Origin of the sequence: Proteiniborus sp. MB09-C3 (assembly GCF_030263895.1) — a bacterium.
Lineage (GTDB): Bacteria > Bacillota > Clostridia > Tissierellales > Proteiniboraceae > Proteiniborus.
The window spans coordinates 746,835-770,502 of record NZ_CP127161.1 but is presented as its reverse complement, the minus strand read 5'-3'; the positions used below and the strand labels follow the sequence as shown (position 1 = coordinate 770,502).

Annotated in this window: 21 protein-coding genes; 3 read left to right on the top strand and 18 right to left on the bottom strand. The window is 31.3% G+C overall.

Annotation, left to right across the window (positions count from 1 at the left end):
• Nucleotides 1–165 precede the first annotated feature (165 nt).
• The 10 genes from istB to QO263_RS03705 all read right to left on the bottom strand — a co-directional run bounded on the left by istB (nucleotide 166) and on the right by QO263_RS03705 (nucleotide 11,833).
• Nucleotides 166–909, bottom strand: coding sequence for an IS21-like element helper ATPase IstB (gene istB, locus QO263_RS03750; protein WP_285622950.1), 744 nt, complete (start codon nucleotides 907–909; stop codon nucleotides 166–168).
• A complete protein-coding gene (gene istA / locus QO263_RS03745) occupies nucleotides 897–2,459 on the bottom strand; it encodes an IS21 family transposase (RefSeq protein ID WP_285626609.1) in 1,563 nt (520 codons plus the stop codon). Before istA ends, istB begins: the two co-directional genes overlap by 13 nt.
• 323 nt (nucleotides 2,460–2,782) lie before the next feature.
• Nucleotides 2,783–3,238, bottom strand: coding sequence for a hypothetical protein (locus tag QO263_RS03740; RefSeq protein ID WP_207207980.1), 456 nt, complete (start codon nucleotides 3,236–3,238; stop codon nucleotides 2,783–2,785).
• A gap of 159 nt (nucleotides 3,239–3,397) precedes the next feature.
• Complete coding sequence (locus tag QO263_RS03735) at nucleotides 3,398–3,838, bottom strand: hypothetical protein (protein ID WP_285626607.1); 441 nt, start codon at nucleotides 3,836–3,838, stop codon at nucleotides 3,398–3,400.
• Between the two features lie 248 nt (nucleotides 3,839–4,086).
• On the bottom strand, nucleotides 4,087–4,839 hold the full coding sequence (locus QO263_RS03730; RefSeq protein WP_138207003.1) for an aminoglycoside adenylyltransferase domain-containing protein: 753 nt from the start codon (nucleotides 4,837–4,839) through the stop codon (nucleotides 4,087–4,089).
• A 232-nt stretch (nucleotides 4,840–5,071) separates the two neighbouring features.
• Nucleotides 5,072–5,200, bottom strand: coding sequence for a hypothetical protein (locus QO263_RS03725; RefSeq protein ID WP_279232922.1), 129 nt, complete (start codon nucleotides 5,198–5,200; stop codon nucleotides 5,072–5,074).
• A gap of 199 nt (nucleotides 5,201–5,399) precedes the next feature.
• Entirely contained in the window at nucleotides 5,400–6,959 is a 1,560-nt protein-coding gene (gene tnpC / locus QO263_RS03720; RefSeq protein WP_502928710.1) for an IS66 family transposase, read from the bottom strand.
• Nucleotides 6,960–7,089: 130 nt separating this feature from the next.
• Nucleotides 7,090–7,446 (bottom strand): IS66 family insertion sequence element accessory protein TnpB, encoded by a 357-nt coding sequence (tnpB, locus tag QO263_RS03715; RefSeq protein WP_285623714.1) that lies wholly within the window; start codon nucleotides 7,444–7,446, stop codon nucleotides 7,090–7,092.
• Nucleotides 7,440–7,802, bottom strand: coding sequence for an IS66 family insertion sequence element accessory protein TnpA (tnpA, locus tag QO263_RS03710; RefSeq protein WP_285623717.1), 363 nt, complete (start codon nucleotides 7,800–7,802; stop codon nucleotides 7,440–7,442). Before tnpA ends, tnpB begins: the two co-directional genes overlap by 7 nt.
• 251 nt (nucleotides 7,803–8,053) lie before the next feature.
• Complete coding sequence (locus tag QO263_RS03705; protein ID WP_285626604.1) at nucleotides 8,054–11,833, bottom strand: KAP family P-loop NTPase fold protein; 3,780 nt, start codon at nucleotides 11,831–11,833, stop codon at nucleotides 8,054–8,056.
• A 250-nt stretch (nucleotides 11,834–12,083) separates the two neighbouring features.
• Between QO263_RS03705 and QO263_RS03700 the strand changes: the two genes are divergently transcribed.
• Together QO263_RS03700 and QO263_RS03695 are read left to right on the top strand one after the other, a co-directional pair.
• Entirely contained in the window at nucleotides 12,084–12,992 is a 909-nt protein-coding gene (locus QO263_RS03700; protein WP_285626601.1) for a tyrosine-type recombinase/integrase, read from the top strand.
• A 410-nt stretch (nucleotides 12,993–13,402) separates the two neighbouring features.
• Nucleotides 13,403–15,379 (top strand): hypothetical protein, encoded by a 1,977-nt coding sequence (locus QO263_RS03695; RefSeq protein ID WP_138205140.1) that lies wholly within the window; start codon nucleotides 13,403–13,405, stop codon nucleotides 15,377–15,379.
• A gap of 342 nt (nucleotides 15,380–15,721) precedes the next feature.
• Here QO263_RS03695 and QO263_RS03690 read toward each other — a convergent pair whose 3' ends face one another.
• The 4 genes from QO263_RS03690 to QO263_RS03675 all read right to left on the bottom strand — a co-directional run bounded on the left by QO263_RS03690 (nucleotide 15,722) and on the right by QO263_RS03675 (nucleotide 18,147).
• Nucleotides 15,722–15,919, bottom strand: a complete 198-nt coding sequence (locus tag QO263_RS03690; protein WP_502928688.1) for a hypothetical protein — start codon at nucleotides 15,917–15,919, stop codon at nucleotides 15,722–15,724.
• Nucleotides 15,920–16,395: 476 nt separating this feature from the next.
• Complete coding sequence (locus QO263_RS03685) at nucleotides 16,396–16,962, bottom strand: PIN domain-containing protein (protein ID WP_091729318.1); 567 nt, start codon at nucleotides 16,960–16,962, stop codon at nucleotides 16,396–16,398.
• A 1-nt stretch (nucleotide 16,963) separates the two neighbouring features.
• The gene (locus tag QO263_RS03680; protein ID WP_502928687.1) at nucleotides 16,964–17,755 is read right to left on the bottom strand and encodes an ImmA/IrrE family metallo-endopeptidase; all 792 of its coding nucleotides are present in this window, start codon (nucleotides 17,753–17,755) and stop codon (nucleotides 16,964–16,966) included.
• A gap of 2 nt (nucleotides 17,756–17,757) precedes the next feature.
• Nucleotides 17,758–18,147, bottom strand: a complete 390-nt coding sequence (locus QO263_RS03675; protein ID WP_262429062.1) for a helix-turn-helix domain-containing protein — start codon at nucleotides 18,145–18,147, stop codon at nucleotides 17,758–17,760.
• Nucleotides 18,148–18,351: 204 nt separating this feature from the next.
• Between QO263_RS03675 and QO263_RS03670 the strand changes: the two genes are divergently transcribed.
• Nucleotides 18,352–18,648, top strand: coding sequence for a hypothetical protein (locus QO263_RS03670; RefSeq protein ID WP_285626596.1), 297 nt, complete (start codon nucleotides 18,352–18,354; stop codon nucleotides 18,646–18,648).
• A gap of 327 nt (nucleotides 18,649–18,975) precedes the next feature.
• On the opposite strand, the gene QO263_RS03665 is transcribed toward QO263_RS03670, so the two are convergent.
• From QO263_RS03665 to QO263_RS03650, 4 genes are all read right to left on the bottom strand, one after another.
• Complete coding sequence (locus tag QO263_RS03665; RefSeq protein ID WP_285626594.1) at nucleotides 18,976–19,497, bottom strand: DNA-deoxyinosine glycosylase; 522 nt, start codon at nucleotides 19,495–19,497, stop codon at nucleotides 18,976–18,978.
• Between the two features lie 29 nt (nucleotides 19,498–19,526).
• On the bottom strand, nucleotides 19,527–20,108 hold the full coding sequence (locus tag QO263_RS03660) for a DUF7686 domain-containing protein (RefSeq protein WP_236915942.1): 582 nt from the start codon (nucleotides 20,106–20,108) through the stop codon (nucleotides 19,527–19,529).
• 41 nt (nucleotides 20,109–20,149) lie between these two features.
• Complete coding sequence (locus QO263_RS03655; RefSeq protein WP_236915943.1) at nucleotides 20,150–20,392, bottom strand: hypothetical protein; 243 nt, start codon at nucleotides 20,390–20,392, stop codon at nucleotides 20,150–20,152.
• Nucleotides 20,393–20,669: 277 nt separating this feature from the next.
• The gene (locus tag QO263_RS03650; protein ID WP_285626592.1) at nucleotides 20,670–23,657 is read right to left on the bottom strand and encodes a type I restriction endonuclease subunit R; all 2,988 of its coding nucleotides are present in this window, start codon (nucleotides 23,655–23,657) and stop codon (nucleotides 20,670–20,672) included.
• Nucleotides 23,658–23,668 lie beyond the last annotated feature (11 nt).

Here is a 23,668-nt window from a genome sequence, read left to right as displayed (position 1 = left end):
AAATATATTTTTAATTCCTTTTTCTATTGTCGTGCAAAACATTATCATACGCTTTTTTCTTGGTCTGCTAGCAGGAATTTCATTTATTATATTTCTATGTTACTGGCAAGTGTTTTTGGAGAAATTTCGGCAAATAATTTTACTGAATTTTTCCCAGTTTGAACATTAGAATAATGACTTTCTGTGTTCTAGTCTATAGCTCTTGCCAGACATGCTAAAAAGCTCACATCTGTATGTAATTCTGTCTAATACTGCTGTTGTTAAAGCAGGATCTCCTAATAGCTCTGTCCAATCTTCTAAGCCTTTATTAGATGTGATAATAATTGAAGCCTGTTCATGAAGTGCCGATACTAACTGAAAAAATAGATTTGCTTCTTCTCTTGTTATTGGAAGGTAACCTAGTTCGTCTATTATTACAAGGCTTGAAGATAGTATTCTATTCATTTTTCCTTTGCTCTTTCTTGATATTTCGTGTGTTTTTAGTACGTGCATCAGGTTATCCATTGTTACAAAGCTAACCTTATACCCTAATTCTACTGCTTTATATCCTAATGAAATTGATAGATGCGTCTTTCCTACACCTGGAGGGCCTAGGAAGATAAGATTATACATCCTATCTATCCACTCCATTTCTAATAGCCTATTTATCTGTTTCTTTGTTATAGATTTTTGAAAATCTAAGTCAAAGTCTTCTATTTTCTTTATTACCGGAAATCCTGCATTCTTTAATCTTCTTTCTTGTGCTTTTTTATCTCTTATTTCTATTTCATTTTCAAGTATTTTTATTAATATATCTTGATATGAGTAATCGTTTAAATCAGCTTCCTCAATAATTTTATCTGCGTTAATTCTTAAGTAATTCAGGCTAAGTTCTTTTGCATGTTCTTTAATTTGCTCTAGTTTATCCATGTCTTTTTATCTCCCTTCAAAGCATTTATATATTCATCAATGTTTCTGATCTCTGGTTTTACATCTTGGTACTTTGAAGAGATGGATAGATTTGCTTTATCATATTTCTTTTCTGAACCTGTTTCTTTTTTTATACTCAAATATTCTAGTGTATCTTTAAACATTCCTGCACTAAATAGCTTTCGTTTTACACAGTATTCTACTGCTTGTCCTACTAGCTTTTCGTCATAATCCTTTACTACTGATATTATTAATCCAAACTGATCTCTACAATATCTCTCTTTTTCTTTTCGTATGTTATCTAATAGCTCTTTTGCTTTATCTGTCATTCCAAGAGCTTTAAAGGCTTTATCATACATTTGATCTTTGGTTTTCTTTTTTTCTCTTTCTGGATGATATATTTGAATTAGCTTGCCCTTTTGATTACTGATACTGTGAGTTGCAATAACTAATTCAGTATCTAAATCAACTATACTCATTTTATTATCTTTTATTATTAGCCTAACTTCTTTACCTGGTCTATATGTACCTTTTGGAACCTGATATCTATTCTGTTTGTATGATATGGTATTGTTTTTTCTGACAGAATAGGTTAAACTATCATTAAGTTGAATATTTTCAAACAGGCTAGGTACTTTCTGTAAGTGTTCCTTTTCCAGAGTAAACACTTCTTTAGGTACCTTTCTTGTTATTTCATGTACTTTAGCATTACCAGTTCTATCTAACCATTTAAATGAGTCTTCATTTAGTAAATCAATATCTATAAAGGCTCTATGCTTTGCAAAGTTATATTTTGCATATTTGACTACTGCTTCTATTTTTCCTTTGCTTTCTGGGTCAAAAGCTCTGCATAGCCTAGTCTTAAATTTCATGCTACTTATGTAGTTTTGAAACATTTCAGTGAAGATAATATCTCCATGGTTTTCTGATACTGCCAAAATCCTATCTTGGTCATATACTATTTCTTTTGGCATGCCTCCAAAGTATTCGAAAGCTTTATTATGAGCTTCTATGAATGATAGGGTATTAAAAGGCTTGTCTCTCCACCATAGAAATTTATATCTTGAATGAGAAAGTACCATTGCAAAACAATATGCTTTAATTTTTGAGCCATCACGCTTGGATAACCAAGTTTGACCTAAATCTACTTGTGCTTGATATCCCATTGGAAGCTCTGGAATCTCCTCGTACTGCCTTATACAAGGAACTTTAGGCAGTTCATATTTTTCCCTTAAATCCTTTACATAAAGTCTTAATGTTCTATCGCTAAAATCCACTTCACTATACCTTTCTCTAAGCCAATCAAATATTTGAGCAGTTGAAATATCTCTAAATTCCTTTATCCAAGATAATATTAGCTCCATATATTTATCAACCTTTTTACTTCTACTCTTAGCCTCCTCCTTTAGTTCTGCATATTCTTCATAAGACATATTCCAGTATTTATCTACTGTCTTGTAGTTAATCTTAAGAAATCTACTTACTTGAGATTTATTGAATCCCTTTAATTTGTACTGCTTAATTTCAGCAAACATATTCCATCCCTTCAAGCTACCTTCCTCCTCTGATAAAACATATCTTTAATTTTATCAGAAGATGAGGTATTATTGTATTAAGCTGGAAAATTTTCTCCGTTTTTGTTTGCCAAAATTTCTCCCTTTTATTATACCAGTCACATTCTATCCTTTATTGTTAAAATAGAAACTATATACACAAAAAATAAAGAGTAATAAGCCAAAAGGCATTAGCAGGACATAATTCCCTAATGCCTTTTCCCATATTTAATGGAGAGTTTAGCCTTTCATAATGCAATTTCTGGTATAATCCTAAACCCCTTATACTCTAAACCCTTTGCTCCTTTACCCCTATGAATTCATATAATGGGTCTTTTATCTATTAATTTTTCATCGAATTTTTTCATTATTGTTTCATATTTTTTAAAATTTCTTTCTTCTTCTTCCTTATCTGTGCTAGAATTACGTATGTGTATTTCTAAATCAAGAAAACTTATGTCATCACGTTCTAACATAACATAATCTTCGTAGGTTTCTATATTATCCTTTATTATTTTTTTAATTCTTTCACAATCCTGTCTATCTTTTCTGCAATTCTCAACTATCTTCCATTCATTCTGTTTTATAAACATTTCCTCTTCTTCATTTGCATAGCCTATATCTTCATCGAGGAAGTCTAATAAAATCTCTACTTCTTTTTCAGTAAGATATAATTTCTTTTTTCTTTCTTTAAGATGAAAACCACGGGTGGATTTATGCTTTTGTTCAATCTTTTTTAATCTAAAATTGTCTAGGCTCACTATATTATTTTCCATTTCGTATACCTCACTTTTCCCTTTATTTATTTTTAGCATAACACAAAATTTTTCTAGAACTGCAAAAAAAGCAGAATAATATTAAGATTATATTACAATTGTATTAATTTTAACTTATAAAAAATATTGGCGAACAAGTCGCCAACATTTTAGCCTCTATCAGTTTAAAGTAGCCTTATTTTCTTTATAATTATTAATGTAATCCCTATATTCCTTTATATCCTCTTTGATAAGCATAAAATATATACTTTCTATTTGCCGTACAAGGTCCTCATATTTCTTATTGTGCGTATCCGTTAACTGTAAATTAAAATGTACACACTCCCTAAAAACTAAAAATTCTGCTATATTTAGTTCAAGTAAAATTTCCTTCCTATTGTACGGTTCAGCCATTAAAATAAGTAATTTAGTCATTATCATCTCTGTATTGGCGATATTTTCATGGATTGCAAAGTCATCTATAACTCCCTCTTCATATCTTAAAACTTCTAGATGGCTATTTATCTGCCGTAGCAATAATAATAACAATTCCTTGGGAATCTTAATCTTAATATTTACCTCATTAAACTTAGAATAAATTTCTTCTGGTTTTAAATGCATAGTATAAGCCCTCCCTATATTATAAAATTCCTGTTTCTTGAACTCTATATAATATAAAGAGGGCTGCATACTCTTTTCAAGTTTCCTAGTCGGTTAAACGACCGATATTTCATATTCCTTATCAATGAACCAGAACAACTGGAAACAAATTCAGTTTTGCAATGATTACTATGCTAGTAATCACTCTTTTTTGTTTGCTTTGGAGCATAAAATAAGGATGTTGTAAAATAAACCGTTTTTTATTATTCTTATAATCCTATCTTATTTTTCATATGTCTGCAGTATTCCACTGCAATTGAATGATTCAGTATCATATTTTGGTCTGAGGTATAGCATATAAGTGCTTCTTTTATTAATCCGTGATATTTACTATGAATATTTTTTATCCCCCATTCTCCACCTTCTTTTTTAGAAAGCACCAGTCCATCTTGCATATACGCTAAAACCCTGCATAGATTCAAAATAATATAAGTAGGATTATCTATTACTTCGTCTTCAGAATTTATAATATCGTTCTTAATACTATCTAAATATGCTTCCGACGGTATATCCCCAAAAACATCACTAATTTCTTTTCCATATAGAACAATGCCCCGATTCTTAATAATAACGAAATGGGCTGCTAAATCACGGTCAATCCCATTCATTTTTTTAACATATTCAATAGGATTACTCTTATACCAAGTTAGGTGCATATTTGAAAAATGTAAATCAAAAGGTGTTGGATAAACAAACTTTTTGCAATACTCACTCCTAACTACGCTTATCTCTATCCCTTTGGCTGGTGCATTATCATTCAAAGCAACAGCAACATCCATAAACATCTTCTTTTGCATGTCTGTAATTGCATTTTCTACTACAACCAAAATATCTAAATCACTTTTCATCGGATTAAAGCATCCCATAGCAATAGAGCCATGTAAATATACCCCCATCAACTTATCCTCAAAAATATGGCAACTATATTCAACCAATTTATTCAGTAACTCTTGTGTTTTCATTATATCCACCCACATAAAATATAAATAAACTTTAATTCATCCTAAATTACAGAAGCAGTGCAATCATCTAAAACTTCAGAACCTTTATATATTATATCATGAAATAGCATTCGTTAGAATAATCATGTATTCTATCTGCTAGTGTCTATCGGACGCCACTATTCCCACCAGATATAACCATATTCTAATCTAAGTTTGGTTTATCCAGGTCTTCTTTCAAATCAGCAATATTTCAGTAGTAGCAATCAATAAATATATCAGTAATATTTTCTTCATTATTTTCTGCACAAAGATTTGCTCTATAGAATATATCCAGCCTCTCATCAAATCCTTTGTCAACTTGATAAACACCATTAAGCATAAAAGTCTCCAATATAGTGAAATTGCCAAAAATCGTTACACTTCTGATAAATAATCACTCCATTTATTTTTTAATTTAAAGGTATTATATAAATAGCACCTATCAAAGTAAGCGATCAATAATCGATGTATTGGATCAATTGCTAATAAGGTATATGATTTAAGGGAGATGATCATATGGTCATCTCCCTTAGATTGATTTAGTCTGCTTTACATGTTTTTTGAATTAATGAATCCCATGGCATCATAAGATTCAGTACTTTCGGGTTAGTCTTTAAATTAGAACCAGGTATTCTGGATAAAATGAACTCTAAATATTTGTAGGGATTTAAGCCATTTGCCTTTGCGGTTTCCACTAATGTATATACGCATGCACTTGCTTTGGCTCCTTCAGGGCTTCCGCAAAACTCCCAGTTCTTTCTCCCTACGGTAAATGGTTTGATACTGTTTTCTGCAATGTTGTTGGATATTACACAGTTCCCATCTTCTAGGTATGTTTGAAGCTTTTCCTTATGATTTATCGCATATTGAAGAGCTGTTCCAATTTTAGATTTTGGCAGTACTTGTGTGAGTACTGTTTCTGCCCACGACCAAAAGGCATCAAGAATTGGTTTTTCCTTTTCTAGACGCTTAATTTTTCTCTCTTCAGGCGAGAGGTCTTTAAGTTTTCTTTCCCAGTCAAATAGTTGATTACAGTATGCTATTCCTGTGGCAGGTAGAGCTCCTTCCTGACTTTTCGTATCTTTTGGCATAGCATCATTAAAGTATCTCCTGACATGGGCCCAGCACAAGCAGTGGTGGATATCTTTTACTTTTCCATAACCTGAGAAAGCATCCGTATGTAAAAATCCACTGAACCCTTTAAGAAATTTGCTTGCGTTTTCTCCAGCTCTTCCTGTAGCATATTTAAATATCCTAATGCCACGATTTGCATGGGTGGATGTAGAGTAAACCCACATGTATGATTTAGTAGTGTTTTTCTTTCCAGGTTCATTTAGTACTTGAACTGGAGTTTCGTCAGCATGCAAATACTTCTCCTTTAAGAGTTCTTCCTGAAGTCTTTCCACTACAGGCATTAGCCATTCTTCTGATGTCTTTAGTATCCAATTGGATAGTGTTGCACGGCTAATTGGAAAGCCCATCTGCTTCCAATCTTTTTCTTGGCGATATAGGGGAACTGCTTGTACAAATTTTTGATACATAGTCCAAGCAACGCTTGATGCAGTGGCATATGAATGTTGTAATACTGGCTCTGGAGTATATGGATTAAAAATAGAAGGCAGACCTTCTTTTTTGCATTTTCTGCACTCATAGGTCTCTTGATATATATTTACAATGCTGATTTCGGCTGGAATATATTTAATTTCAGAACGTAAGAATTTCTTACCTACAACTGATAGATTATCTCCACATTTAGGACAGTTCCTTTGAGTTTCTTCTAATTTGTATACTTGGTCTTGCTGAGGAATATTTTTAAATGCTGCCTTCCTTTTGTAACCTGAACGTGTTCTTCTTACAGGTTCTTCGAATGGAACTGGTTCTAGCTCTGTAAAATCTGCAGCTACCTCTGCTTCATTAAAAAGACCAAGAGCCACTTCCTCAATTACAAGTTGTCCATTAATTGCAGATGTTTTTTCGGTCTTTCTGCCATATAGTTTCTTTAATAGAAATTCTACATTTTCATTAGCACGCTGAAGCTCTTTTCTTAGAGATTCTATTATTTCATTTTGTGATTCAATTGTCTTTTGAAGTGTTTGTATTAATATGTTTTCAGTCACTTTAAATTAGCCTTCTCTCTAAGTTTTTATCTATCTTAATTATACCATTTTTTGTTTGAAAAAGCTACTAAAAAAAGGCTTAAAATACGCTTTTTGGTGCGTTTTTTAGCCTTTAAATTACTCTCTTTTTCTCTAATTTTGGTATGGTATTTTTCTGATGGATAGATAGACCTTCCATTAACCAACGATATTGCTGAGGAGTTATCTCTAATACTTCCTGAGGGTCTTTTGGCCAGTTAAAAGAACCGCCTTCAAGTCTTTTGTATAGTAGTAAAAACCCATCTCCCTCCCATAACAATCCCTTCAATCTGTCACGTCTTCTCCCACAGAATAAAAACAGACTCTTTTCAAATGGATCAAGATGAAAATTTTGAGCTACAATGGTTGCAAGACCATCGATTGATTTCCGCATATCCGTATGTCCGCATGCAACGTAAATATGGACAAAGCCGTTAAATTCTGCTAACATAAGCTATCTAATATCTGGAGAACCTGCTCCAATGTTTTAGGATTAGCAGCATTCTTAATTTCGATGGAAAATGAACTAGTTTTTATTACTGCACAGGTACCAGCCTCATCAGTATCTGTATTGTTCATTTCAGAAACTTTAACAGCTGCAAAAGAAGGTTGAACTACCTGCGGTTCTCTTGGTATCAATGCCAGGGACTCATTGCGAATCACCCTTAGCCAGTAATAGAATTGACTTGGTTTAATTCCATTTTCGCTACACCATTCTCGTACTGGCATACCACTATTTCTACATCTAGAGATAATTTCACGCCATTCCTGAACCTTAACCTGATGGCTTATAGATCTCATATCCATATGGATCCCTCCTTGAGACTTTTATAGTGTTTGTAACACTTGTAAACACTTTAAAAGTGTTCACAAGTTTACTTTATTATCTCATTTGGGGATTAGTTATAAAATCCATCAATTATTATACGCTTACCTATCAAATAAAATTTTAGAGTGATTTTTTATTAACTCATTCCTCCAAATCAAACTAATTATTTTTATTAAAAAAGGTTTTAGTAGCCTAAATAACCTACCAAAACCCTTTGTGGTAATAATTGTTAACCTTCAGTTCCTGTCTTCGAATATTTCTCAACAATTTCTTTTAACTCACTTATATTTGCACCACTCATCTTATATAGACCAGAATTAATAGATATACTAATCGCTTTCTGCCTTATTTCTTCATCATTTTTAATAATATTATTTAATGCCTTTGCTAACTTAGAACTCATTCCTCTTGGAAACTTTTTTTGATTATAATATAAAGTTAAAGTGTCAAGTGCTGCTTTCTTTTGTGCCAATCCACCTTCAAGTAAGTAAATAAAAGTATTATTAATAGTCGCATTCAGTTTATTTGCTGCTAAATACTTATCATTATCTTTTAAACCAACAAATAATTGAAGTAGCCTGTTAATTTCACTCTCTAATGAACTGTTTTTCATTTTATCCTCTATTAGAGAATAGTAATCTCTTCTTTCTTCATCACTATCTATCTTCTCTGATACTGTATTCAATGTGTATAGATATTCATTATCAACTTTACCCTCCATAAAGAGTTTAATAGTGTTTTCCCTTACACTTCTTTCGTTAAACAGCAAATTATTGAACACATTTTTCTGTACTTCCTTTTCAAATACTGAATACATAGATAAAAGTATTCTTAATTCTACATCTTTATAAGTAAAATCTAATTTAGAAATTATTTTACATAAGTTGTTTATTTTATCAGACATGTTAAACTTTTTATCGATAAATTTAAATATTGTATCTAGAAGTTGGTTTATAATTTCGTTACCGTAATAAATTAAAATTTCAATAATCTTTTGTGAGTTATTATCTATTTCCTTAGAATTTTTTGAAATTATATTGGACAAAATTCTTTGCCTAATATTATTATCAGATAGTATAGTATAGTTTTGGATAAACTGTTTTACAGCAAAATCATATATTAGATTGCTTTCTATTTTAGTTAATATACTAGAAAAGTATTGGTTTATTAAACTATTAGTATTAAATAAGTATAACAAGTCATTATATGTAGTATATGTCAATTTAATGATTTCTTCATTAACAGGGTTAGGATTCCTTTGTTGAGAATTTATTATCGTAATCAAAATATTTGACAATGGACTTACTTTATCAGGTTCTATAATAAATGAACATTGCCTTAGTATCAAATATAAAAACTTCATTATACTCTCATTCACTTGATGACTTTGGTTACTAAGTAAGTTTAATATAGTTTGTAAAATAGAATTTTTTTGTGCAGAATCAATGTATTCTTTTATACCATCTAGGTATTTAACTAAATATTTGCTACTATTATTTGTTGTTCTTAAGGAATTTATAACTTGTATTATGCTTTGAACTATTCTATCCATATTGCCATATTCTTCAGCAATATCATTAACAACATTTGTATAATTTCTTATGAAGAATTCATTTTCTTTAGTATAATAATCACATAACCTGTTAATTATTTTTGCTTTATTATCATCATCAATTTTATATTCTTTCCCAACTTTTATTATCAACTTAAATATTTTATTACATTTGTCACTATCTTTACACTTACTTGTTTCCAATGATAAAGCATCAATTATATTTGCAGCATATTCACTAATATCTTTATTTAAATTTATAATATTATCTAAAATTTCAACGCAAGTAAATGACATTATTTCATTATCATCATTAATATAATTTAATAGTTTTTCAGTTAATAAGTTGTGACTATTATTACTCAATTTTTCGCTAATATTAAGTAAATATTCTGCTATTATCTCTTTCTCATTGTCTGAGTATTGCTCTTTAAAATCCATTATTGTTTCAAAAATATCTCCTGCAAAATATTTTTCTAATGCTTTCCGGTTATTATTAATTTTACTTATTATCCTTATTACTTCTTTATGGTTTTTTTCATGTAGTTTAACTAAAAATCTATCTAGTAGACTAATATCAAATGACAACTTATGATTCATACAAACAGCATTTAATATATTAATTGTATAATTTAAATTATCTAATGTCAGGCTATGCATATACTCATTAATAATATCTAAATAGTAATTATATTGTTCAGTTATATTAATATAATACACAACACCATTTATATCAAATTGTTTTATATTATTTTTATATTGTTGCATCTTATTTAATATAGTACTTGCAAATTGATATTCAATTTTTTCTGGAACTAATTGTACAATATTTAAATTTGATAAACTATTAAGAATATTTATAATGTCTAGATTTTCATATTTATCTATTCTCATCAGTAGGTTATTAAATATTTCAACTCTTTCATCTTCAGATTTAGTTTTATTTAATTCAGCAATAAACCCTTTAATATCTTTGTAAATTATTAAATTTTCCAAATTTTCTACATACTCATCCGAATAGAAAGTATTTAATGTGTCTTGGGATAAATAAATATAAGTTTTAATATGCTCACGTGAAACAAAATAATTGCTTGTATAATACAAATACTCTATTGCTTCTTTAAAATCATCCTTAACTTGAAACCCTTGCTCTTTTTCAACATAATATTTACTTAGAATACCAACTTGTGATTCTTCAAAGTTATTATCTCCTCTTCTTACTCTCTCAACGTACTCCAATAGTCTATTATTATTTACTAAGTCATAATATAGTTGTGTAAATTCCGTCTGCAATACCGTTATTTTAGCCAGAAATTTTAAGTCTAATGTAAAGTTTGTACTAAAATAATTTTCTTGTAGCCTTTCTTTAAAAATTACATATAACAAAATAAAATTATTTAAAAGTATTTTTACTTTCCTTGGGCTCATAACATTTTTATAAATTAGAACATGAATAATCTCTTTTAATTCTTCTTTAGGAATATCTATGTCTATACTATTTAGTAACTTAATTGTGTAGTTTCTAATTTTTTCTTGCCTAAATGGGGGTATAGCCATTTTAATTTGAAAGATTTTATCTAAATAATCTGTATCATCTATTTTTTCTTCAGTTAAGGCTTTTTTCAAAATTGCGTCATCACAGGCAATAATAAAAATACAATTTTTTATATTCATGAACGTTTTTATTGTCTCTAATACTTCAATGACCTTTTTGCTCTGACATCTATCCAAATCATCAACAAAGACAATAATTTTATTATTATTTTTGACAAAATTATTTATAAGTTTTTTAAATGACTTTTCAAATTGCTCTAAACTCTCTAAGTTTTCATTTGACTTTGTTATTGTTACATTAGAAGTATAGTCTCTTAATATTTTAACCACATAATAAATAACCCCAACAACAATAGCATTGAAAAATAAAGGTATTGACATTTGTCCTTCTATATGAAGCCATCTAAATAAAAACAAATAAAAAATCACTTCGGCAATTAATATTATAATAGATGAACATAGCAATCCTTTAAACATTTCCTTAATGCTTTTTTTAAGATTGCTTTCACTTTTTAGAATTGACTGATTATTTATCTGTCGATTTCCTTTTATATAAAGTGATTCTATCAATTCATCGACGGGCTCACCAGTTTGTTTTGCTACTTCTAAAAGAAACTTTCTTTTTAAAGATATAGGTTCATTTGTATATTTCCAGCATTCAAACATAACTGTTTTATATTTCTTTGAATTATCGATTCGATTTTTTAACAAGTTTATAATTGTAGTTTTCCCTACTCCCCACTTCCCAAATAAGCCAATATTTAATTGCTCATTTTGACAATTATCAATAATATTCTTTATAACGTCCACATAGTGTCTATGACCAAACTCATCACTATCTATATTTCCTATTGGCTCATCAACAAAAACTCGTATATTATTGTCTGTTTTTGTGTCTCCCATAATTCCCCTCACCCCTCATACTAATATAACTTATTATTATTTAATTTGACGTTAGTCTCATATTTCCTCTTTTATCCACTAAATCTTTCAACAAAATATAAGTTCTTTTTCCAGTTCTCTTTAAATCTAAATAAAAACACCCATATAATCGCCCATTATCCCATAAAAAATTGGAAACAAAACTTTAACACTCTCTTGAAACTCTTATCCAATATATTTTATAGTATTAAAAACTATAGGAAGGATGTTGATGATGGAATATAATAAGGGATTAACTGAAAGCAATTTTTATCTTGATGAATTTGCTACTTATTTGATGAGCATAGACAAGTCTGATTCCACAATAAAAACTTATATCGAGCATGTGCAGGCATTTGCGAAATGGTTTGAAGAAACCAATGGCATAAATTTTGACCCTATTGTAGTAACTGAAATTGATATCAGAGATATGCGTTCATATCTACAGGGAACAAGGCATTTGAAAGAAACAACCATTAATTTAAGATTGGCCAGTCTGAAGAGTTACTTTGAATTTCTTGAAGGAGAAAAATATATAAAAAATAATCCTGCCAAAGCAATTAAAAAAATAAAGATTCAATCACCTGCTGCACCCAAATCTTTGGATGAACAGACCTACCGTGCCTTACGCCGTCATATATACCGTGGAGGTAACAAGGCTCATATTGCCATGTTTGAGATTTTTACAAGATGCGGGGTTAGAAATCTTGAACTCATAAATATCCGTATCGCTGATATTGATATAACTGAACGAAAAGGAAACTTAAAAGTAATAGGAAAGCAAAATAAAGTACGTTATATACCCTTGCATAGGGATGTTCGGGATGCAATTAACAACTGGATGACAATAAGAAAAAACATTAAAACGGAGTATGATAATCTGTTCATATCCGAACGCAAGACCCCTTACACTAGGTCAGGAATTTGGAAGATTTTCAAAAAATACTGTGCACAAATAGGGATTACGGATGTAACTATTCATTCTTTTAGGCACTATTTTTGCAGAACACTTCTCAAAAATGGGGTTGATATTTCTATAGTTGCTCAACTTGCAGGTCATGCTTCTGGTTATGTTACGGCACAAGTATATACTATTCCAAGGCAAGAAGAATTGGAGGCAGCAATAGAAACATTAATTTAGGATTTAAAAAGCAGGCATCATTTGCCTGTTTTTTAAATCTATAATACTTCCTTCCTATTTTCTATTATCATATAGACTGTTACTATTGCAAGAGGTATTACTACTAGCCATCTATACCTGCTATTAAGCAGTCCTTTTCTACTTGCTTCATAATTTCTAAAAGGAGAAACAATAAGAACCTATACGCATAGTTAGGTTCTTATTGTTTCTCTTTTTTATAAAAAAGTCTATGTAAAAATTTGATTTCAATAGCACAACAAATATAATGCTAAAAAATAAACAATGGAGTCGCTAATCAAAACGGGAAACACATTATTTAAAAACGGAGATTTATAAAATAATACGGAGAACGCCTCAATGTAAACGGAAAACATAATATCTAGTGACTCCTCTGAAACGGAGGAGTTTTGATGAATTTAGGAATTAACTATGAAAATCGTGAAGCATTAGGCATAACAGATTTTGAGTTTTTATCCCTATTTAAAAAGGAAAATGAAAAAGTATACTTTAGGCTCATTCAGGAGGAAAAGCATATAGCAAAGAACTTTGACTGTCTTCTTACTTTAGATGACAGTTTAGAATATCCTCTCATGCAAAAAGTTATTCAAAAATATCAGAGACAAGGCTATGGAGTCTATTTTGTAGTAAACAGTGGTGGACAAAGAAAAGGTTCTATTAAAATAGTGAATGCACACTTTATTGATATGGATTTTGGAAAGGTTCCAAAAATTATTAACGGAGAACTCTTTAATGATTCTGAAGGAAAGACTGTATATGAATATAGGAACAAAGAAGAAATAGAGAAATATAAAATTGCTTTTCTGAAGAAATTAGAAAATTTAAAACTAATTCCAAATGCCATTGTAGAAACTAAAAACGGCTTTCATGTGTATTGGCTGCTTGCCCCTGATAAGCCACAAAGTTTAGGCTCTTTTACCCCACTCCAAGAAAAACTTATTGACTATTTCTCCGCCTTTGAAGAAAGAAAAGAGCATGCTGATAGCAGTGTAAAGGATATAAATAGAGTTTTAAGGCTAATAAATTATAAACATTTAAAGAATCCAAAAGACCCATTTACTATAAAATGTATATACCTCAATACAGAAATAAAATATACTCAACACGATATTGCAAGTGCCATAGATTGTAATATCATTGAGTTGATTAAGGATGCTAAAAATCTTGAACTAAAACCCGCTGCTACGAGGGCTAAGACCAGCAACTTGCAAAAAGGAACCCATAAAGTTCATTCTACTCCAGTCTTACAGTATGAGGACTTGATTCCATTTTTAAAACAGCAGGATTTAATAAGTTATCTAGGTATTGATGCAAAGCCTAATGTAAACTTTAAATGCATATTCCATAACGACAACAACCCCAGTGCTGTCATAAAAAATAGCGGTGGATATTACAAGTATTTTTGTAATTCTCCTACTTGTATTTGCCATAATGCTGGGAAAGGCATGGATATTATTGATATAGTTAAAATTAGAGAAAACTGCGACACTTCAACTGCTATAAGAGAGTTAATTGAATATTTTCATATTAAATTAGAAGATTCAACTTGGATAAGCGAACAAAATAAAAAATTTGAAAATAACATTATGCTTTTAAGCCAACTTGATAAAAGGAAAGATGAATTTCCAAGCCTAAACCGTATCATTAGGTTTGGTTACCCTCTACTATTAGATATTCTTGAAATTGGTAAAGAAAATATTGTTAACCGTTTCTTTAATACAAATGGAGAAAGCATATTTTTCTTTTCTAATCGATATCTTGCAGGGAAGAGGAATAAAAGCGTCGTGAATACAAATAAATACATTAACTTATTTTGCACCTTAGGATTACTCAACAAAATCCCATATAGCCATGTAAATAAAAATTTAAGGGCAACTGCTATTCAAATTTCCAAAGATAATAGTCAAAACGGAATTTCTTTCTATACTATTCCTGATTATAATAAGGCTTTTAAAACAGCAGATGAAAGGGCATCCATCATGCTTCAATATAAATTTAGCATCATGGGTATGAGCAAAAAATATTTGGAAAACTGTTTTGGAGAAGAGTTTGCAAATAAAATCTATCATGTAAATGTGAAAGATACCGAGAAAAGCAAAAGCATAAGAGATGCCATAGAAGTATTCATACTGCAACAAATCAAAACCTATGGTTACTTCACCAAAGATATGGTTATGGATTATAAATTAAAAGTGGACAACCATTATATAAGGCGTGGAGCAAAAGAATATGAATTTAGGAAGGTTTTACCTGATGTCATTCAAAAATACGACCTGATATATGTGAAGGCTAATAAAAACATTAATCAAAAACTAGGTATAGACACTAAGAAATATCTACTCATTCAAAATAGCCTATTAGACGAATAATTGCTAAGAAGAGAAACAATAAGAACCTAACTATGGGGTTGGTTCTTATTGTTTCTCTTCTTGATAAATACATCATACATGATTCCATAGCCTTAACAGCAGTTATTTCACCCGATTTCCATCGCTTATATGTTTTTTCAAAATTATCATCCATCTGTACACTTTTAAAATATATTGCAAAATATAAATTCAACCTTTTGAAACTATGCAAAATATGCTATTTCCTTCTACACATGAACCAAATACAGGCAATGCCAGCAACGGTAATACAAAAAATCATGACAATTGTTAAATACATCAATTCGCCAATCCCCCCCTAATAAAACAGAGATAAGGTTTCCCTTATCCCTGTTTTATCATTTCCCACTCTCTTCTATTTTCTACTATCATATAGCCTGTTACTATTGCAAGAGGTATTACTGCTAGCCATCTATATTCGAAAAACATCTTTTGATATAAATAGTAAATCAAGAAAAATGTTGTAAACCCAACTGCTGTAGGTATTAATATATTAAAAATTATATTCATTTTCCTTTTCACCATAATCAACTCCTTTCCCTTTTATAATAATTGTAGCGCGCATAGAAATATTTGTCAGGTCCCTTTTAATAAAATGTAATTTATTTGTAACAATCTTATTAATTTTTGTCTTTTCAGTTTACTTTGAATCCCTATATACATGAGCCTTTGGCCTTTCTAACTAATATACATATATAATAGGGATTTAGAAAATAAAGAATTATAGGTTAGTAAGAGGAATATGGTTTAATGGAATACTTTTGGTCTTAAATGATATCACCCCTAACCTTGATTTCGTCGTCTAAATTTTCTTTCAAAAAAATAAAAAGCACATTCTCCTATAATAATGCCAGAATAAACCTGCCCGTATAAAGAGAATATGCTCTCCGTCTGTGTCACTAATGCTATTGTAGCGAATATACAGAAGAAAACTATTATATTGTAACAATTACCATTTTCATCCGACCTAATTCCTTTAACCCATCATATACCTTCCCCTATATGCCCAAATATTTTTTCCAACCATTTCTCTCAAATCTTATAAAGGCCTTTCCATATTGGTCTTCAAAGGTATCCCCAGTCGGACGAGTTAAATTATCATTAATTTGATTAAAAATATCTTCTGCCTCACTTTTTGTAATCTCGCCAAAATACACACATAAAGCCAAAATATTATTGTGTGTCAGGGTAATGAACTCATCTAGCCACTTAAATTCAGTATAATTATCTGATATTATTATTGGAATTCTCAACGCCTGAGCATATCCTGCACATTCACTTTCTCCTGGACCGATTACCTTTTTCTTATCTTCAATAATACCTCTTGCAAGTATATTTACAGATATATCTTTCTTCCTATCTACTACCTTAAATATGCTCCCATCTTTATGAATGGCTTGATTAATTACACCATAACACTTGCCTGCATTTTTCTTTATTTCAATATCATACACAAATTGTGGAATGATGATTTCCTCAAATAAAAGTTCTAAAACATCCAATCTGTTAACTCTGGCTAAATTAATTAAAATATCTGCATCAGAAATGGCTCCTACGTACCTCATTCTAATAATCCTCTTCTAGAGGATACTCATATCCGAATTGCTCTGGAGTCAGTCCGACAAATTCAAGACTATTTTTCATGTTCTTATATGAAATATTCCCTCGTTCGTAATTACTCTTTACAAATTCTATATATTCTGTAGGTACATACGTTTCTTTTGATGGAATTATCAGTTCAATGCTATAACCTTCCCGTTTGGTTAAAGATTGGAGTTGCTCCATGTTTTCCAGTGAACAGATATCTACAAGTTCCTCATATTTGTTAATAGAGCATAAATCAAGTTGGATAAGTCTTTTTAACATCGCCTTATAACTTACTTTAAAATAATTGTGCATTCTAACGATATGCCTTGGTAAAATACTGCCTTTATCAACATTAACAATTTTATAAAATACTTCTTTTACATAGTCTTCAGGCATTAAAAATTCAGAAGCAAATACATTTGCTTTCATATCTTCTGCTTTATGCTTTTCATCATCTAAAAAAATCTTTTCTTTTTTCAGGATGTCAGCATTATAAATAAGATGATATAATTCATGGGCACCAGTATAACGTTCATGTCCCAAAGTAAAATTACTATTTAAATAGACAATAAACTGTTCCTCAAAATAAGTGCTAAACCCTGATAATTCATCTGTATCCAATGGCTTTCTTATCAAAAATGCAGCCTCCGATAGAATGTCAAATATATCGGAAAGCCCTTTTCTAGCAAACTTTATTCTCGTTTCTTCTGCTAAGTCTTTAATTTGCAGTCTGAAAGATTCTTCTGGGAGATTCAAATTATTCTTTGGCAATCTTAACACTCCTCCCATAGTGGCTTTCTCTCTTGTGGTTTAAACTCCCCAGCATATATTTTCTTTTGATAAATAAACACCTTTACCATATCCTGAAGTTTTTCTACTTCTTTAATCGTTTTCTCTGAAAAGTTTTTCTTCCTGAATAATGTAACTAAATCATCATCTTCATCATCTTCAAAAAGGATGTTTATATCTATATTCAGAACTTTGCATAGAGCATTTAACTCCACAGCCGATACAGTCCTGTTGCCGTTTTCTATTTTGCTTAATGTTTCTCTGCTCATATTAACATCTCTTTCAACAAGTCGTTCTACTACTTCAATCTGACTTAATCCCCTTGCTTCTCTAATAGCCTTTATTTTTAATCCAATAGGAATATCCTTTGCCATTTTGAATCCCTCCTTTGTAATATTATATTACTTTATTGTTTGTCATGTGTCAATATCTTATCCATTTATGTAACATTTTATTACTATAATTTTGAGTTATACCCGTAAATTATTTTATTAATTTTAAAACTTTTATCTCAAATAATTTGATTTCTCGTGTACCTATGGCTATAATGCTTCAAATTTCGTGAAGGAGTGGTCATTATGATAAATCTAGAAGTTTTGAGATTGGAACTAAATTACCTGCAACAGGTTGTGAATAGGACATTAGGAAATATGGATGCGAGGAAATTAGGTAAAGCAATCATGGTATTAGTCACTTGTTTTTTTAAGCCTACTACTTATGATTCCTTATCCTTATCCCATCTCCAAGCAGTTGAGCAGTATCTAAATCAAATTCAGCAGAAAGTAGAACCTTGTGAGTACAAACTTCTACTGAACAATATTTCTACCATAAGGATTTTTTTAGAGAAAATAAATTTCGAGATATCCAAATGCTAATAAAACAAGGCTTTGTAAGACATGCAACCTTATCCCCAAAGCCTTTTCAATATTAGTTAAAACTACCTGTTTGCTCTTGATTTCACCAATCAAAGTATACCGAAAGTCATCATTGTATGCAATAATAAAATCCCTTATTCATACTATAACATCTTCCTTTCTATATATTGCCATACCTTTTATATTATATGGATTTAATATCACTAAATCAAATTAAAGTTAATCTTCGTAATTCCCTCTATAACTATACTTAACCCTTATTCCTTATGATAATATATGCTCTTTTACAGCAACCAAGATTCTTGATTCCAGACCAAGGTTCTATTACTATAAATGCTTACTGGCTACTATCAATGAATCTAAATACGATAAAATAACCTTCCACTGTTCTAACTTATCTTTGAATCGTATTGCATTTGCCGGGCTGGTAGACGGTAACCTATAAAATAATAACCCTTTTTTAAGACACATTTTTCCTATTACCAATTTTATAAATAATTCCTCTGCTTTACTCCCATTAAAAAATACCGTTTTTATGCCAGGATACTGGTTGAAAAAGGTTTCAAAATCATTAGAAACAGGATTAATTATTTTTGAATCACTACTTCCTTCTCTATCACAACTTTTCAACACATCCCAAATAGCAATGTGTTGGTTCAATAAGAATGTCTTCCTATTCTCATAATCTTCTTCAACTTCTTTATTAAAAAGCCCATATATTATCTTCCAAAACTGATTTCGCTTATTTCCATAATATTGTTGTTTTTCAAGGGACATTACACTAGGCATAGTCCCCAAAATTAGTATTTTACAATTTTTATCAATAATTGGTTCAAAAGATGTAGTCATTTTTCCCCTCTCAAATCAAATACTATAATTTATTCTGTAGGTTCTATAATTTCTAATTTAAAATTCCATCCTTCGCAGGACGTCATCATTCTACCGATTCCTTCTAGGCTATATTCCTGTCCATCAATAATAAATTTTGGTGTTCTATCGTCGTATCTATCATCCCATTCAATACGCCCTTCTACTAGATTGTCTTTAAAAGAGATAAGTTCATGTCCTTGGAATACTTCTCTTTTTATGAACTTTTGTGATAATCCTTTCCTTATCTTTTTATAAAGCCTTCTCAAGGCATCATTTGAATCTTCTTCAAAATCCTGATGTACCCCAAAGGAATACCCTATTTTATCTACTCCTGTAAACTCTACTGCCTTCCAACAAATACCTGTTGGATGAATCTTCTTTCCTATTTGAAAGCAGTGGTCTATACCATCACAATCTTTAAAAGTTGCTTCATTTTCAAAATCCTTATAGTCTTCAACTCCAAGCATATCTGCCGTATACCCATTGTAGCAATCTTCGCATATCAATTGAGATGGCTCATCTTCTTTTATAGTTAAAACTACCATGCCGTACCCGCTAGAGTCTTTTTCACACCATTGACACCTTTCCATGCAAATTTTCTCCTTAAAAAAATCCTTCAATTATCTTTCTATCACTTCCACAAGCCCAATAATCTATGCTGCTGATTTCCTAGGATATCTGCATTCTTTTGCCCTTTTCTTCCCTTACCTACAAAAGGTGAAGGGGTACCATCCAACACAGAATGGTCAGAGGACTTTTTAATCCATTCGCTTGACAAAAATCCAATAATAGAACTATGGGAATTGCCGTACATACTAGTGATAATATCCCAATTAAATTCCTTAATAATGTTTTCTATAAAAAGAGAATTCATATATTATCATTCTTTTATATTTTTATATATAATAATCTCCCTCTCATTGATAAATTCTAGTAATAATAATCTTCTTTATATTTTCAAGAAGAATTTCATATGGGTACCACACTTCCGTATATGAAAACCTCATTTTTAAGTAACGGTAAAATGTCAGATTCAAGGCGTGAACTTTGAATATCGATATATGTAATCTTTTTTGATATTTTACATTCTTCCATAGCCACGCCCCTATCTATTAAAGTAATTTTGTACGGTTTTCCGTCTATATAATTAACTACTCCCTGTTGTTTAACTTCTCATAAGTCTCAACCAACATATACTCCATAAGGGCATTCTTGAACTGCTCATCATCCAAAACACGGGTAAAGAAGGATTGGTTCTGGTCCATCCTATCAATAACTTTATTGATAAAAACTTTCTCAAAAGCAAACCTAAAATCATCAATGGTATTTGTCTTAGCCTTTTGAACCAAATCCTCATCAGCGGCAAAATCCTCTTTAATCTGCTCTACGGATAACTGGTCGGCTTTTGTAAAGTCCGTTCCAAACCGATTATTAAGTCGCCGAATAATACTTGAAAGATAATCTTCCTGTTCTTCTTTTACTCCTGTTCCTGCAAATTTTACAGGTGTAACTGGTACATTTTCATCATCAGAAGTTAGAGAAATACTCCCTTCAAATGTCTTTTTTGCAGCATAATACTCCAAAGCAATTTCATCTGCTAGGTGAATAGTAGAACCTTTTTCCTTTGGCAGTTTTTTAAGTAGATATGTTAAGTATACATATAACTTATGGAGTTCTACATCTTCAAAAGGCGTGATTTGAAGGATGAAGGAATAAAGTCTTATGAATTTCGTTGCTTGGCTACTAAAATCCTCTTTATGCTGTTCATCCAACTTTTTAAACCTTTCTACGGCTATATCTATCAAATGGTTTAATATTGCCCTGTCTCCAGAAGTCTTTTTATCCTTTGGCTTAAAGTATATATGAATAAACCTATCCAATTCTTCTTTTAAATACACGCTAGATGCATTTAGCATAGTTTCAATATCATAAAGAAGATTGGGCTCTGTCACTTCTTCTACGATAGTTGCCTGATAGTAGGGTTTGAAGGCTTCTTGAATATCCTCTGCCTTATTTACAAAGTCGAGGATAAAGGTATCATCTTTTCCCCCGCAGGTTCTGTTAAGCCTTGATAAAGTCTGTACTGCTTTAACTCCCGACAACTTTTTGTCTACATACATAGTATGTAAAAGGGGCTGGTCAAAGCCTGTCTGATACTTTTCCGCAACTAACAGCACTTGATATTCATCAGTGGCAAAGCGGTCTGGAAGTTCAGACTCCTTAAATTTGTTCATACCACTTTCAGTATAATCTACTTCATCATCCTTTACGGTTCCTGAAAAGGCTACTAAGGTTTTCATATCTCTGTAGCCTTTCTTTTTGATATATTCATCAAAAGCATGCTTATAGCGTACAGCATGAAGCCTAGAACTGGTCACAACCATTGCCTTGGCTCTTCCCCCTATTTTATGTCTAGTTACGTTTCTAAAGTGTTCTACCATGATTTCAGTCTTTTGAGCGATGTTATGGGGATGAAGACTAACATATCTTGTAAGTGCTTTTGTGGCCTTAGCCTTGTCAAAAGCAGGGTCATCTTCTATTTTCTTTGCCAGTTTAAAATAGGTTTCATATGTAACATAGTTTTGAAGTACATCTAGTATGAATCCTTCTTCAATTGCCTGTCTCATAGAATATAAATGGAAGGGATGGGGTAGTCCATCTTCACCTATGGTTCCAAACATCTCAAGGGTCTTTGCTTTAGGCGTTGCCGTAAAGGCAAAGAAACTGATATTTGGCTGTTTTCCCCTTTTCTTTATGACCTTTAATATCTCTTCATCTGGGTCGTACTCTTTGCCTTCCAACTCTTCATCTAGTTTTGCTGCTTCTTCAAGACTACTTACTGATAGCACTTCCCTTAAAGAAGCCATATTCTCTCCTGCACTGCTGGAATGGGCTTCATCGATAATTACTGCATATTTATGATTTCCTAATTCCCCAACCTTTTCAATAATAAATGGGAATTTTTGCAGGGTAGAAATAATAATTCTCGTTCCACCTTGGATGGCATCGGCCAATTGATTGGAGTCTTTATCTATTTTTTCAACAACCCCATGTTTATGCTCTAATTGATAAATGCTGTCCTGTAGTTGCCTGTCCAAAACCCTTCTGTCGGTAATAACAATAACAGAATCAAATACAGGATTATCCTCATCATCATGAAGGTTAGCAAGTCTATGGGCAAGCCAAGAAATAGAGTAGGTTTTTCCTGAACCTGCACTGTGCTGTACAAGATAATTTGTTCCTACCCTCTTTTCCTTTGCATCGGCTTCCATTTTTCTTACTGCATCCAATTGGTGATATCTTGGAAATATGATAGTTTCTGAGGTTACGATATTTCCGTCTATATCTTTCTTTTCCCCAGTCTCTATAAATACAAACTTCTTTAATATATCCATCAGGCTATCCTTCCTAAGTATCTCTTCCCAAAGGTAAGCAGTTTTAAGTCCATCAGGATTATCAGGATTTCCCTTTCCTCCATCACACCCTTTATTAAAGGGTAAGAAGAAAGTCTTGTCCCCAGAAAGCCTTGTAGCCATATAGACTTCCCCGGTATCTACTGCAAAGAATACAATGGCTCTTTTCTTAAACTGGAATAATAGTTCATTGGGGCTTCTATCTTTCTTAAATTGAATTATTGCATCTTCATAAGTTTGACCAGTGAAAGGATTTTTAAGTTCAAGTACAATAACTGGAAGTCCATTGATACAGATAAGCATATCAATGCTGTTTTCGTTTTTAGTGCTGTAGCGTACTTGTCTAGTAACAGATATGCGATTCTTTTCATAAAGTTTAACTGTTTTCTCATTTAATTTGCTGGCAGGCTGAAAATAAGCAAGGTCTAAGTATACCCCATAGTCTTTAATCCCATGCCTTAATACATCAATCATGCCACGATTATTAAGTTCCCGATTTAATCGGTTTAACACCTTAAATTGATACTGGTCTTTATAGATTTCTTTCAATCGCTCCATTTTCTTGGGCTGAGTATCCTCTAAGAAGTCAAATAGGATTTTTGTGTCAAAGGCAAACTCTTTGTTATAGTCGTTAGAATTACCCTTCACATATCCAGATTTTAAAAGATGTTCTTCAACATATTCTTCAAAGCCCTTTTCTGTAAGTTCCACTGGAGTTCTAGCCATTTTCCTCACTC